General features: G+C 38.7%; 12 protein-coding genes. 3 read left to right on the forward strand and 9 right to left on the reverse strand.

Annotation, left to right across the window (positions count from 1 at the left end):
* Position 1: 1 nt before the first annotated feature.
* Positions 2 to 481: a copper resistance protein NlpE N-terminal domain-containing protein gene (locus NDN13_RS11260; protein ID WP_251115520.1), complete on the reverse strand. Its 480-nt coding sequence runs from the start codon at positions 479 to 481 to the stop codon at positions 2 to 4.
* A 671-nt stretch (positions 482 to 1,152) separates the two neighbouring features.
* Between NDN13_RS11260 and NDN13_RS11265 the strand changes: the two genes are divergently transcribed.
* Positions 1,153 to 1,632, forward strand: coding sequence for a CHAP domain-containing protein (locus tag NDN13_RS11265; RefSeq protein ID WP_251115521.1), 480 nt, complete (start codon positions 1,153 to 1,155; stop codon positions 1,630 to 1,632).
* Positions 1,633 to 1,645: 13 nt separating this feature from the next.
* Here the strand turns inward: NDN13_RS11265 and NDN13_RS11270 are convergent, their stop codons facing one another.
* The 8 genes from NDN13_RS11270 to NDN13_RS11305 all read right to left on the reverse strand — a co-directional run bounded on the left by NDN13_RS11270 (position 1,646) and on the right by NDN13_RS11305 (position 11,893).
* The gene (locus NDN13_RS11270; RefSeq protein ID WP_251118222.1) at positions 1,646 to 2,416 is read right to left on the reverse strand and encodes a tRNA threonylcarbamoyladenosine dehydratase; all 771 of its coding nucleotides are present in this window, start codon (positions 2,414 to 2,416) and stop codon (positions 1,646 to 1,648) included.
* A 61-nt stretch (positions 2,417 to 2,477) separates the two neighbouring features.
* Positions 2,478 to 3,665, reverse strand: a complete 1,188-nt coding sequence (locus NDN13_RS11275; protein ID WP_251115522.1) for an MFS transporter — start codon at positions 3,663 to 3,665, stop codon at positions 2,478 to 2,480.
* A gap of 110 nt (positions 3,666 to 3,775) precedes the next feature.
* On the reverse strand, positions 3,776 to 6,532 hold the full coding sequence (gene acnA, locus NDN13_RS11280) for an aconitate hydratase AcnA (RefSeq protein ID WP_251115523.1): 2,757 nt from the start codon (positions 6,530 to 6,532) through the stop codon (positions 3,776 to 3,778).
* A 125-nt stretch (positions 6,533 to 6,657) separates the two neighbouring features.
* The gene (locus NDN13_RS11285) at positions 6,658 to 7,473 is read right to left on the reverse strand and encodes a TatD family hydrolase (RefSeq protein WP_251115524.1); all 816 of its coding nucleotides are present in this window, start codon (positions 7,471 to 7,473) and stop codon (positions 6,658 to 6,660) included.
* Positions 7,473 to 8,387 carry an RsiV family protein gene (locus NDN13_RS11290; RefSeq protein ID WP_251115525.1) on the reverse strand — a complete coding sequence of 305 codons (915 nt, stop codon included), beginning with the start codon at positions 8,385 to 8,387 and terminating at the stop codon, positions 7,473 to 7,475. The genes NDN13_RS11285 and NDN13_RS11290 overlap by 1 nt, the downstream gene beginning before the upstream one ends.
* Before the next feature lie 119 nt (positions 8,388 to 8,506).
* On the reverse strand, positions 8,507 to 9,334 hold the full coding sequence (locus NDN13_RS11295; protein WP_251115526.1) for a hypothetical protein: 828 nt from the start codon (positions 9,332 to 9,334) through the stop codon (positions 8,507 to 8,509).
* 69 nt (positions 9,335 to 9,403) lie between these two features.
* Entirely contained in the window at positions 9,404 to 10,993 is a 1,590-nt protein-coding gene (locus NDN13_RS11300; protein WP_251115527.1) for a peptide chain release factor 3, read from the reverse strand.
* Positions 10,994 to 11,320: 327 nt separating this feature from the next.
* The gene (locus NDN13_RS11305; RefSeq protein ID WP_251115528.1) at positions 11,321 to 11,893 is read right to left on the reverse strand and encodes a helix-turn-helix domain-containing protein; all 573 of its coding nucleotides are present in this window, start codon (positions 11,891 to 11,893) and stop codon (positions 11,321 to 11,323) included.
* A 690-nt stretch (positions 11,894 to 12,583) separates the two neighbouring features.
* On the opposite strand from NDN13_RS11305, the gene NDN13_RS11310 reads away from it, so the two are divergent.
* Positions 12,584 to 14,278, forward strand: coding sequence for a hypothetical protein (locus NDN13_RS11310; protein WP_251115529.1), 1,695 nt, complete (start codon positions 12,584 to 12,586; stop codon positions 14,276 to 14,278).
* Positions 14,275 to 15,039 carry a CatB-related O-acetyltransferase gene (locus tag NDN13_RS11315; RefSeq protein ID WP_251115530.1) on the forward strand — a complete coding sequence of 255 codons (765 nt, stop codon included), beginning with the start codon at positions 14,275 to 14,277 and terminating at the stop codon, positions 15,037 to 15,039. The genes NDN13_RS11310 and NDN13_RS11315 overlap by 4 nt, the downstream gene beginning before the upstream one ends.

A 15,039-nucleotide genomic window follows, 5' to 3' on the forward strand; every position in this document is an offset into this window, starting at 1 on the left:
GTTAAGCTTTTCTAGCTAACTGGAACTCTTCATAAGAATCAAAAGGCAGTTGTGTTTTTGTATCAATGATTTCAGTCAGTTCATCACCTAACATAAGCATATTCCGGGTGGGAACACCTTGTAGCTGAATCTTTAATTGATCATTATCCAGAAACTTAAATTGCCCTGCATAAATTTTAGCTGGGCTATTATCATTATTATTGGTTTGTTCCAAGACAAAGGTTTGATCTGCGTTGATTTTAAGATCAATTCCTGTACCCAAACAGCCATCACAACTGGTTACGCAAGTCGCACATGGAACCACGCCAGAATAATGCCCGACCCATGCCTTAAGCTCAGGATGATTAACAAAATGTTGCTTATTTGAGTGTAGATCTGGCGTTTGTGCTTGCGTATTGCTTTGATTTTTTGCCTCATTAGACTGTGAACATCCCAAACTGATACTGGCAAAAACAAAGGAAGTCAGTAATGTCCTTTTCATATACGATTTCCCTCAAACTCAATATTTAACATTCAGCGCAGCTTCAACATAACGCGGCGCATCACTATACGTTCAGGAATGGTGCCATGGCAAGTGCGGCAATACGGATGTCAGCCAAAGGAATATTTTTAGATTTTATGCAAAAAGCAGTCTTAGGAAATGGCTCTGTTTTTTATTAAGAATGAGGTGATTGATATTCAAGTATTCACCATCAAGCATCGTAATAATGAACTGAATATTTTAAACACTCAGCTATTTAAAACAAAATCTTTGATATATCGCTGAATTCATTGCAGTATGCTGATGAAGATTAGAATATTTCGCAGGATGGATCACTCCAAACAATTTATCCTATATCATGATATTAAACAGAAACTTAGATAAAAACCAAGCATCAAATCAGATCGAGCACCCCACTCTAACATGTCTGTTTTTTAATCAAAAATGAAATATAATCTTACAAATCATTTTATCTAAACTAATCAACCAACAACTTACTGATAATGAAAAAGATTCTTAAATAGCAATTTCGCTAAGTGATCTTTATATTCGCTCAAATGTTATATTATTACGTTACATTTCAGTTTTTTTAAGATTTATCGCTTACTATGGGCGCCGTAATAAATTCTGGCACACGTTCAGTTGTTTTGAAAATGCGGTAGAGATTCACAATGATTTATGATGTACCTTCAGTTGATCACAGTATGATTCACCCACCCTCGCAACAGGTGGTTATTCCTTATCGAGAAATGCCGAAGCCTGCATTAGAGCCAGCCATTGATGTCAGTAAGTTCTCTCAAAAGTTGGCTAAAAGAGCGTCTTATCGTAGCTCATCACAATGTGCCAAATTTGTCAGAATCGCTTTACAGTCAGCAGGTGCTAAAATTGTACAACACCCTGTTGCAGCATCAGACTGGGGGCGTACTTTGCAGCAAATTGGTTATCAAAAAATTACACCTGAATTTAACAACCCACAGCCAGGCGACATTTATATTATCCATCGCACCAAAAAACATCGTTACGGACACATCGCAGGCTTTACCGGTTCACAATGGGTGTCTGATTATAAGCAACGCAGCTATGATGTCTATAAAGATCCGAATGTGACATATAGCTATTACCGCTTAGCACCACAGTATCCGCAGGCTTAATTTATTGGGGCAATTATTTCAGCCCTGATTTTTTATCCAGCTTTTTTAGGACTTCAGCCACCGCGACCATGGCAAAGCTTGAAGTCACCACCACCGCCGAACCATATCCGCCACAGCGTAGGCCCGCACTTGGGCAAACATCTGCACTGGAAAATGGATTATCAATCGAATACACGCAAGTAATGCCAAACTTCTCTTTTGGTTTTTTACAAATTCCCATGGAACGCAGTTGAGTACGCAGCTTCGCCAACATTGGGTCTTGTTCGGTCTTGGATAAATCTGCCACCCGAATCTTCAGTGGATCAAGTTTACCGCCCGCTCCTCCCGAAACGATCAACGGGATTTTGTTAAAACGACAATGCAGCATCAAGGCAAGTTTGGCTTTGACGTCATCAATGCAATCCAAAACAATGCTTGGTACTGGATTTAAAATTTCTTTGACATTTTCAGGCGTCAGGTAATCATCAATCACGTTCACTTTCATACGTGGATTGATCTGGCGACAACGCTCTGCCATCACTTCAATTTTTTCTTGCCCCAGTGTTGAACTCATCGCAGGCAATTGACGGTTAATATTCGATGCGGCCACCACATCCATATCGACTAAGGTCAGTTCACCAATCCCTGTCCGCGCCAGTGCCTCAACCGCCCAACTGCCGACGCCACCAATTCCAATCACCATGACATGACTGTGTTCATAATGCGCAAAGGCAGTTTCTCCATAAATTTTGGCGACACCCGCAAAACGGCGCTCATATTCATCATTTACAGGAACATCGGTCATCACAGTCGTGGTCTATCTTTGCAGTCAAAGCACTATTTTACCGTGTTTAACTGGTTTTAGGTTAGCCCAGAGAAACTTTAGTTGATAGTTGATCTCGACGAATTAAAATAACCAACAAGATAAAAACGATCAGGCTCATGCACAAAGCCAACAGGTTTGCATTGATCCATCCGAGGCTACTCAAAATCGGTGCAGGTAAAAATGCTCCTAATGTTGCAAACAAAGCAATTCCTGTTTCATTGATGCCTTGGACACGATGTTTTTGCTGCTCGTTGAGACCTGCTAACAAGGTTGATGCGCCTGAATAAGCAAAATTCCAACCCACACCTAGAACGATCAAGGCAACATTAATATAGAGGCCAACCTGTCCAAACATTGGAATTAAAGACGATAACATCAACAAAGCAAAACCAGCATAAATCGTGGTGTGCGTGCCCCAGCGTTGTATCAGCTTTGACACAAAGAAAGATGGGATAAACATTGCCAGCACATGTAGCTGAATCGAGATCGAAGCATAATGAAATGAGTGATGTTCCTTAAGATGCAAGGAGGACATAATCATCATGACATTCATAATATAGTAGGCAAATGCACCGCTGATCACCGCAGCAATAATCAAAGTGCTTGGCAGTTTGCGACGTTGAGTTGGTTCAATCAGCACTTGCTGTATCTGCTGGCGTTGGAATTTTTTGTTCCATAGATACAAGATCGGAGAGAGTAACAAGGCCAAGACACTGAAGATGAAATAGATCGCAGTGAAATCAGGTAAGCCTGCTACCTGTTGAAACTGAATTGCCAACATTGGTGCAATAATTGCTGCAATCACCCCACCCGAAATCACCATCGCGGTGGCTTTCGGAATTAAATCTGTTGCTAGCCGATCAGAAGCAGCAAAACGATAAAAATTCGCAGTTGAGATAAATAAACCCAATGAAAAATGGCTCAGGCACAATAAATAAAATTGTTGCTGCTGTAGGGCCAAATAACCGAGGACACCTGCCAAGAACAAGCAGACACAACCAAACTGGAAAACCAAATGCCGTCCTAGCTTTTTCATTAAAAATGAAAAAATAAAGGTGGTCAGTAACATCGCTAAAAACTGCAAACCATACGGAACCGTAGCCAAAGCCTGTGTTGGCGCTAATTTCAACCCCACAATTGCCGCTACAGTAACAGACAGAACAGCAGCAATTAAATTAAATGCCTGCGCAGCCAAGAGATAATAAACATAGCGTGGTAACTGATTCAAAGCCTTTATCCAATTTAATCGGGCCTGACTACCTTAACGCTGAATGCTTGAAATTCAAACAAAAAAAGATGAAAGACCAGCTTTCATCTTTGATTTAAGTGGGTGTTTCCTTATGCAGCAATCAGATTGCGTAATACATAATGCAAGATACCGCCTGCTTTAAAGTATTCCACCTCATTCAAGGTATCAATGCGGCATAACACTTTAAACTGATCTTGACTACCATCTTCTCGCTGCACCTGAATATCCAGCGTTTGATGCGGTTGGATATCATCAGATAATCCATGGATCGACAGTACTTCACGGCCAGTGAGGTTCAAGGATTGACGGGTTTGTCCATCTATAAACTGCAATGGCAAGACGCCCATACCGACCAAATTCGAACGATGAATCCGCTCAAAACTTTCCGCAATGACCGCTTTAATGCCTAAGAGATTGGTCCCTTTTGCAGCCCAGTCTCGTGACGAACCAGTTCCATATTCCTTACCTGCAATAATCAGCAACGGTGTTTGCTGTTGCTGGTACAGCATGGATGCATCATAGATCGCCAGCTTTTCACCCGTTGGAATAAAGATAGTATTGCCACCTTCTTCACCACCCAGCATTTCGTTCTTGATTCGGATATTGGCAAAGGTCCCGCGCATCATCACTTCATGGTTGCCGCGTCGAGAACCATAAGAGTTGAAATCTTTCGGTTCAACTCCCTGCTGCTGTAAATAACGTCCTGCTGGGCTGTCTTTTTTGATATTCCCTGCTGGAGAGATATGATCGGTGGTGACTGAATCGCCCAATACCGCCAAAATTCGTGCCTGTTCAATATTGCGAATGGCTTTGGGTGGTTGATTAATTTCTTCAAAAAATGGCGGATGACGAATATAAGTCGAGTTATCCTGCCACGCATAGGTTTGGCTTTGTGGGATTTGGATCGCCTGCCAAGTTGCATCTCCATCAAACACTGCTGCATATTCCTTATGGAACATGTCGGTATTCACTTTTTGCAGTACTTGATCAATTTCAAACTGACTCGGCCAAATGTCTTTCAAATAAACATCTTGTCCATTTTGATCTTGCCCAATTGGTTGCGTGGTTAAATCAGTACGGATATTCCCCGCTAAACCATAAGCCACAACCAATGGCGGTGAAGCCAGCCAGTTGGTTTTTACCAATGGATGGACACGCCCCTCAAAATTACGGTTACCTGAAAGCACCGAAGCCACATTCAGATCATGGCACTGAATTGCTTCTTCAATCGGTTCTGGTAAAGGCCCAGAGTTACCAATACAGGTAGTACAACCATAACCGACCAAGTTATAACCCAACTCATCCAAGTACGGCGTTAAACCTGCCGCAGCCAGATAATCGGTCACCACTTTAGAACCCGGCGCCAATGAACTTTTCACCCACGGTTTACGCTGCAAACCTTTTTCAATGGCTTTTTTCGCCAGCAAACCTGCTGCCAGCATGACACTTGGATTCGAGGTATTGGTACATGAGGTAATCGCGGAAATCACCACATCACCATGATTCAATGGATAAGATTTACCTTCAATGGTGCAAGAAGGTTCTTCATGCGCTAAATTCGCTTTCTTGGCTTCAACAGCCGTACCGCCGCCGCCTTCATTCTCTAAACGTTCTTTAGCGTCTTTGGCTGGTTTAAGATTCAGCTCCATCAAGGCGCTAAACGTTTTCGGAACATCGCCCAACAAAACCCGATCTTGTGGGCGCTTTGGCCCCGCCAGACTGGCTTGTACGGTACTCATATCCAGACTCAAGGTATCGGTAAATACAGGTTCATCTCCTGTATGACGCCATAGCCCTTGCTCCTTACTATAAGCTTCTACTAAATCTATACGTTCTTGTTTGCGGCCAGTTAGGGCTAAATACCCCAATGTCACATCATCAATCGGGAAGAAACCACAGGTTGCACCATATTCAGGTGCCATATTGGCAATCGTGGCACGATCAGCCAGAGGCAAATCAGCCAAACCATCGCCATAAAACTCAACGAATTTACCCACTACGCCTTTTTGGCGCAGCATCTGGGTAATCGTGAGCACCAAATCGGTCGCAGTAATCCCTTCATTCAACTTGCCTGTGAGTTTGAAACCAATGACTTCTGGAATCAACATCGATACAGGCTGCCCGAGCATGGCTGCTTCGGCTTCAATCCCGCCCACACCCCAGCCTAAGACTCCTAATCCATTGATCATGGTGGTATGCGAATCTGTTCCCACCAAGGTATCTGGAAAGGCAAAGGTCTGACCTTCATCTTCTCCCAACCAGACCGCTTGCGCTAAATACTCTAAATTGACTTGGTGGCAAATCCCTGTACCGGGTGGCACCACACTAAAGTTATTAAAGGCAGATTGCCCCCAACGCAGGAATTGATAACGCTCGCCATTGCGTTGCATTTCAATTTCAACGTTCTCGGCAAAGGCATTGTCATCGGCAAAATGATCCACCATCACCGAATGGTCAATCACCAGATCCACAGGAGATAAAGGATTAATCAGATTAGGATCACCGCCAGCCTGTGCCATTGCGGCACGCATCGCGGCAAGGTCAACCACAGCAGGGACACCCGTGAAATCCTGCATTAACACCCGTGCTGGCCGATATTGAATTTCCTGATCCGAGCGTTTGCTTTTCTGCCAGTCAACCAAGGCTTGAATATGTTCTACTTTTACACTTTTTTGATCTTCAAAACGGAGTAAATTTTCTAGCAAAACCTTAAGTGACTTCGGTAATTGATCAATATTACCCAGTGTTTGAGCTGCTCGCGCCAAGCTAAAGATTTGATAGGATGTCGAACCGACGCTGAGTGTTTGTAATGCATTGAAACTATTGATTTTGCTATATCTGGCCATAAGGTTGCCCTCCCAGTATTGGCTGGTTGTTTATTATCAAATTGTTCTTTTAATGTACCCCTGTTTAGAAAAGTATGTGTTCCCTTTTAGTATCTTATTTTTAACGAGATTATTTGCTTATTCTCTTAAAATTTAAGTCGCAATGCAGACAAGGAGTTTTGCCATATTTGTGCTGCCAGCTGTAACTCAGGCTGATTAAGAGTCTGAGCCAAACTGTCCAGAACATAAGGTAGGTTGACTGGGGTATTACGGGTACGGTGCTCGGTCGAAGTCTGACAACACAACGGCGTCATATCTGGACAATCGGTTTCGATCACCAAGTTTTCGCTGCCAATCGCCTGCACCACTTGATGCAGCTTTTTGGCATTTGGATTGGTGATTTGTCCTGTCACCCCAATTTTAAAGCCCAGTTTAACCAAGGCCTTGGCCTCTTCGACTCCACCACTAAACGCATGGGCAATGCCACCCAATTTGAATTTTTGTGCTTTTAAAATGGCAAGGGTTTCTGCATGTGCCTTACGGATATGTAATAACACTGGCTTTTGATATTGTGTTGCCAATGCCAATTGCTCACTAAAATAGTGCTGTTGCTTGGCAAACAGTTCGGGTTGTTTATGTTGTTTTAAAAAAGTATCTAAACCAATTTCACCTACAGCCACACAGTCATGCTGCTGTAGGACTTGCTCAAGCTGCTGTAAATGTTCTGGCTGATGTTGTTCGATATAAAAAGGATGTAAGCCAGGTGCCAGATAAGAAGTCGGCACCTTGTCCCAAGCGTGTAATTGTTGATGGGTGTGGATCAGTTCATCGAATCGTGATTCAACAAAACCGATTAACACCAAAGCATCGACCCCAACCTGTTTTGCTTGTTCAGCCAGATGTTGCCGATCATGATCAAAATCGGCAACATCAAAATGAGTATGGGTATCGAACAGTTGCATTAACTTTGACTTGGCGTACTTGCAGCTGGAGTAGACGCTGCTGGCGTATCAATTTTTGGCAAATATTCAGGTTTTAACACGCCTTGCAACTCACTGAATGGAATCACCAAACGTGGTAAACCAACCACATATGGGCCAACCTCGTATTCGCCATATTGTAAAATTAAACCTTGCTCACCCAGAAGGAAATTATCAGTCACTTGGAAAGGCCAAGCCTGTTCATACTCCTTCGGATCTGTTGCAAGTTTGGAATCGACAATCCATGTTTTAAACGCCTCATGTGCCAGTTTGTCTAAACTCGCTTTTTGCTTCGGCAACAATAAGTCGTGTAACTGCACCTGTTTTTGAGTGGTTAAATCAAAGTTGTAATAGCGTTGTGAAGTCGAGCCATGTGCCCCACCCAAATAACTGCTGCTATTCAACACTACGGTTGCCAATGTTCCTTTCGGTTGTAAAATCTTTGGCTTAATCATCAAACTGATCTGATGACTACTACTGAGCGCTTTTAACTCTTCGTCAATTTTTACAAAGGCATTGGCATAAGCTTGTGCCTGAGCATCCAAACTGGATTTATCTTCGGCAGTCTTCGGCACCGAGGCAGCAGAAGCATCGACATCGACCACATCTAAAATCTTACCCAGTTGTTCAAGAATTTGCTGATCCAGTAATTGATCAATAAACGGGAAATTACTTTGTAATCGTTCGACGGTAAAATCAGGGCAGGTATTGCCTTTACACTCAGGTAAATTCACCTGCAGCTTCACCGTTTCACCGCGTAAAATTGGCTCGGCAGTTTGCTGTACCGCTGGCGGATCGGCCGGTTTATCCTGTGATTCTTTAGGCTCTGATTTCGGCTGGCAAGCGGCAAGCAGAATTGCACATGCGAGAACGCTAAATTTAGAAATTGTTTTCATTTAAAACCTATCAGCATTGTTATTACACAAGATTTTTAAATGCTATCGAAGTTAAAGCAAAACCGCTACAGGCACATGCAATTTCTATACGAAACTTAGAATAGTGACTTCTGTCTCAATTAAAACATTTGCTGGTAAATTTCAGCTTGTAGCATCTGTTTACTTTGTTCGGTGGTGAGATAGATATCTAGTTGTGGCGCATCTTTGCTGATTTCATTGGCACGATAATGCACTCCAATTCCTTCCCCATCAAAGAACCAATCGGCCTGTCCCCAATACAGTTTTTTCGGCACTTGCTTTTTGACTTCTGCCGATTGCTTGTCTACCCAGGTTTGATAGTGGCTTTGAATAATCTGGTTCAAGGCATTTTGCTGATTCTTCTGAATCACATCCAAAACACTCACACTTTTCTGCAACTTACGATCTGCCACAAAAAAGTAGAAGCGATCTTTCACCGCAATATCTTCTTGTTGCGTATCCACGCCCACTTGCAACAACACATATTGATTCCGTTGCGAGGCAATACGTGTGGTTAAATGCAGTTCATAGGCTTTGTTTTTAGAATACTTATCCTGCCACTCATCTGACTTTTTCACATAGGCATTAATCGCCTGTTGCAGGGTCAGGTTTTTATTCTGTTCAATTTGTTGCTGAATCACATTGGCCTGATTTTTTGCAATCCATGCATTCAGCCATTCATCTTGGGTTTTAATGGTTTGAATATCGACATCAATACAGTTCTTTTTTTCACAAAATGGCAAGGCATAATCGGCCTTGGCTTCTTTCATATTTAAGTATGGAAGAACATCGGCTTTTTCGACTGATGACGCAGCCTGTTCTTTGGTCTGCTCCGCAGTACTTTCATTTTTATTCGGATGATCACATGCCGTTAAAGCCATCATGCCAATCATCAGACTGACAGCTAAAAGTGGTTTTAAAGTGTTCATTGCATCATCCTTTATTTTTAGTTCGTTCAATTAAAAACAGCCTCTAATTAGAAGCTGTTTTTGTGCAGTTTAGTGTTCTCGTGTGTTACGGAACTGAATATCTGGCCAACGTTCTTGCATTAACTGTAAGTTTACACGACTTGGTGCAAGATAAGTCAGATGACCACCACCATCCACTGAAAGCTGGTCATGTGCTTTTTTCTTGAATTCATTCAGGATCTTGTCATCATCACAATGCACCCAGCGCACGGTATGCACACTGACTGGCTCATAAATACAGTCAACCTTATATTCTTCTTTTAAGCGGTAAGCCACCACATCAAACTGTAACACACCCACTGCACCAACAATCAGGTCATTACTGATCTGTGGCATAAATACTTGGGTTGCACCTTCTTCAGATAATTCTTTCAAACCTTTTTGCAATTGCTTCGATTTCAAAGGGTCTTTTAGGCGAACACGGCGGAACATTTCAGGTGCGAAGTGCGGAATCCCGGTGAAATGTAGATCTTCACCACTGGTAAAGGTATCGCCAATCTGAATGGTCCCGTGGTTATGCAAACCAATGATATCGCCTGGCCAAGCTTCTTCCAGATGCTCACGCTCACCCGCAAGGAAGGTTAATGCATCACTGATGCGTACATCTTTACCGATACGCACATGATTCATTTTCAAACCTTTTTCATATTTACCTGAGCAAATACGCATAAAGGCAATACGGTCACGGTGTTTCGGATCCATATTGGCCTGAATTTTAAACACGAAGCCTGTGAAACCTTCTTCATTGGCTTCAACAATACGTTCTTGCGTCGGATGTGCTTTCGGCTCTGGCGCCCAATTAATAAAGGTATCCAATACATGATCAACCGCAAAGTTACCTAACGCGGTACCGAACAATACAGGGGTTTGTTTACCTTGCAAGAATAACTCACGGTCTAATGGCTCATTAGCCATTTGTACCAATTCAAGTGATTCCTCAAATGATGACCATGCCAACTCGCCGACTTTTTCACGAATATCAGCATGATCATAACCATCACGCACTTCGATATCGGTAATGGTTGATCCAAAACCTGCTTTATAGACATACAGTTTGTTTTCTAGCAGATTGTAAACACCCGCAAAATCACGCCCCATACCTAAAGGCCATGTAATCGGCACACAACGAATATTCAGGACATTTTCAATTTCATCGAGCAACTCTAAAGGCTCACGAATTTCACGGTCCATTTTATTGACGAATGAAATGATAGGTGTATCGCGCATACGACACACTTCCATTAATTTAATGGTACGTTCTTCGACACCTTTTGCACCATCGATCACCATCAATGCAGAGTCCACTGCGGTCAAGGTCCGATAGGTATCTTCCGAGAAATCTTCATGCCCCGGTGTATCAAGTAAGTTAATAGTGTGCTTTTTATAAGGGAACTGCATCACCGACGTAGTAATCGAAATACCACGTTCTTTTTCCATTTCCATCCAGTCAGATGTCGCAGAACGGTCAGACTTACGGCTTTTGACCATACCTGCAACTTGAATCGCCTTACCCCATAACAACAGTTTTTCGGTCATGGTGGTCTTACCCGCATCGGGGTGGGAAATGATCGCAAAGGTGCGACGTTGGGCAACTTGTGCCACTAATTCATCTTTAAACATGCTAAAAATCTACAATTTGTGCACCCATGTGTATCTGCAAATGATGGCAAGAACAGATGGCGTGCGAAAGAATTTAAAATTGGCGCAATTGTAGCAGATTTCGAAAATATATTTATCGATTGTTGATACTTCTTAGAACCTTTAGCTCAGTACCATCAAACAATTTAATATAGAATTCTTCAAGGGGATAAGTATTACTATAAAAACTAACTTTAAAAAATTATATTCAAAAAAGAAAAACAAGCCCATCATTAAATACATTATTAAAAGCTATAAAACGAGCAGAAAACATATTTTATTAATATTATTATCAGCTCGCTATTAAAATCACTTTTTTGCCATTTTATCGAGAACTCTTTGTATAACAGTACGTGTTACTGAAAACTGTTTAGCCAAAGAATAAACACTCTCTCCTCTTTTAAACATTTCAATCACCTGATTCTTTTGATCATTTGTTAAAATTTCAGGCCGACCAACCTTTTTAACGATTTTATTTTGTTTTTCGTTGTTCACACTAAATTGCTTTTCAAACTCAAAACAAAGCTTAAGAAAATGTAGGAAAAATATTTTTAAATCGCCATTAATTTCACTTTTAGAATAATCCAAACAAATCAATCGAATTTTCTTCTGATAAATTTTATCCGTTATAGATAAAATTTCTTCGAAACTACTTCCTAAACAATCAATACTTTTTATTACCAACAGATCGTCCTCCTCTAAAGAGTAGTTAATTAAATTCAAAAGCTTATCTCTAAAAACAATCGATTTATTAACTGAAACCTCTTCCAAAACCAGTCTATTTTTTTGGATCTTGTAACCGTACTCATTAAAAAAAGAAAGGAACTTCCGTGATTCAGTATCTACACATGGATCAATTCTAACATAGGCATACGTACGCATATTAATACACCAGAAAGCAACAAAATTAAACACAATAAAACGATACTACCATACATTTTTTTAAAAAAATATGAACTAAATCACACTATTGTATTCAACAATGTTTAAAACACACTTATAAAAATTAAATAAAATTAAATAAAATCAACCAATTATGCCAACAATACAAAAAATCTTAAGTTTCCCCAAATTAATAGTTAAATACATAACCATTTAAGCTAAAGTCATAACTACACTTAGTAAAATAAGGTTAAAGATAAATTAAAATTAATCTTAAAAAAACAATATTAAAAAACATGTTCTAAATTATGTTTTTATTTAAAACATAAAAATAAAACACTAACCAAACTCAAAATTCAAAACCATTCACAGTAAAACAAATTCAAATTTTAAACCCGCCCCTCCGAACCAATCACACCAAAAAACTAAAAATAATCAACACTTACCATATTAAAAGAAAACAAAAAAATAAAAATAAACAAACCATATAAAAAGCATTGACCATCAAAAAAACAGTTTTATAACAATTTAAGAAATAATTCAAAATATTGATTTTTAACAAAAAAATAAATAAAAAATAGTATTAAAATTATAATTTACAACATATTGAAAAAATAAAAGCAATATTGAATACTAATCAAAAATGAATAGGCCTATCAAACCTAAAATATTAAAAGCACAGGATTACAGATGAATACATCTCTCAATTACCTAAATCAACTCGATACTCAAATATCTAGTTTTATAGAAAAAAATATTAATAGTACCAACACTAACTTATCTTCATCAAATAAAGATAATAGAGTTATAATTTTTATTTCCTCAGGTCCCAAAAACTTAAGAGCCAATGTATGGAACACCTCGCCATTACCAAAAGATCTCGCTGTAAAAAAAACTTTACAACACATTAAAAAGATCTACGAAAAGAAAAATAAAATCCCTGATTACTTAAAAATAGATCTCGTACATAATATAGAAGAATTAAAATTTAGTGACCTTTTAACCATGATTAAAGAAGAAAAGCTAAACAATTATTTTAGAAGTGGAATTTCTTTTGATGAAAATTTCAGTATAGCTTTTCTAGAACAAGAAATTTATGGAAATGCAATTATTCAAGGTAAAATTTGGGATAAACCAAGTGAATTCCACGAAGAAAAACTAAATCAATATATTGAAAAAAAATATAACATCAAAAAGAGAGAAAAAATAAACCCTAAAAGTTCAATCTATACTTTCAAAAGTGTCGGGGTTTTCATTAATAATTCAGAATTTTATGAATTAAACACTGACTATATAAGCAGCGGTATCAGAGTCATTAAAAAAAATGAAAAAAAACAACACCTATTAGAAATAATCAAGAACAATGCAAATTATTTAGAATCACAAATAGACCCCAAAACAGGAAAATTTATCTACGGATATGTTCCAGCCCATAATGAAAAATTAATAAGCTACAACAGTATTCGTCATTGTACTTCACTATATTCTTTATTGGAGGTATTTGAAGTTTCTGATGATTTTATTAACCATGACAAAATTAAAGCAGGAATTAACTACACCATCAACAACCTTATAAAATTCAGTGATGATAAATCATCAGCTTTCATTATTGAAAAAAACAAAGATAATATTGAAATAAAATTGGGGGCAAATGCTGCTGCCATCTTAATGTTTACAAAACATCAAGAAATTACAGGTAGTAATGAATTTTTATTTATTACTGAAAAATTAGCCAATGGCATTAAAACGATGATTAAGCCAAATGGACAAACCATCCATATCATTGATTATCCATCACTAGAAATTAAAGAAGAATATAGAGTTATTTACTATGATGGTGAAGCAGCTTTAGCATTACTCCGACTTTACCAATTGAATAATGATCAAGATCTACTTACAACAGTAAAAATAATGTATGAGCACTTTATCAAAAATGACTACTGGAAATATAATGACCACTGGCTTAGTTACTGTACAAACGAACTTAGCCTTATATGTCCTGAGGAAAAATACTTTGAATTTGGAATAAAAAATTATTTACCATATTTAAAGAGATATAAATACCGCCGAACTGCCAGAGGAACATTTCTTGAAATGCTCATGGCTTCTTACAAAATGGTTTCCAGACTCCCACATCAAAAAAGTAACGCGCTATTTGAAAAATCTAAATTTTCTGAATTATGCGATGTTATAAATACAAGATTAGAATATCAACGAGTAATTGGTTATTTTTACCCAGAAATTGCGATGTATTTTAAAAAACCGAATATTATTTTAAATAGTTTTTTTGTTAGACAAGAAAACTTTCGTACTCGGATTGATGATAACGAACACAACCTATCTGGTTATATTGCTTATTACTTACATTTTAAGGATAAACCATGAACAAACATAAATATATTCTATCAAATGAAACCACTCAAATTGAATTTTTTAAAATTGAAAAATTTCTTCAAAAAATAAATATTAATATGCTTTTCTTAAAAAGAAACCCTCATAAGCTTATTAATTTAAACAATGACTTAAGAATTGAAGGATATAACAACTTCTATAGTAATATCTTAAATTTATGCACCATTGGTGCATTTTCCTATTCCTCTTCAAATTTAGGCTATGGTGTTTCTATAGGTCGTTACTCAAGCTTAGCGGCCAATATAAAAATTATGGGAGCACACCATTTCCCCGAATGGATATCAACTTCCCCCCACTTTTATGCTGAAAGTTACCATAGTGTTGACCCTCAAATGGTGACCCATATTCACCGAACTAAACGAAATGTTACTATTGGAAATGATGTATGGATAGGTGCTGATGTTGTTTTAAAAAGCGATATCAACATTGGAGATGGCGCTATTATTGCATCGAATAGTATCGTAACTAAGGATGTTCCTCCTTATATGATTGTTGGTGGTAATCCAGCAAAAATCATTAGACCTAGATTTAGTGATGATATTATTGAAAAATTAATAGACTTAAAATGGTGGAGATTCCATAAAAAGGATTTAAAGGGGTTAATGTTTGATGAACCTTATTTATTTATAGATTCCCTTAGAGAAAATATAGAATTAGAAAAATTGAAAGAATACTCTCCTCCATCTTTTACAAAAGATGATCTATTAAGCAAAATCAATGCAAAAACCACCTAG

The organism is Acinetobacter sp. C32I, assembly GCF_023702715.1.
Lineage (GTDB): Bacteria > Pseudomonadota > Gammaproteobacteria > Pseudomonadales > Moraxellaceae > Acinetobacter.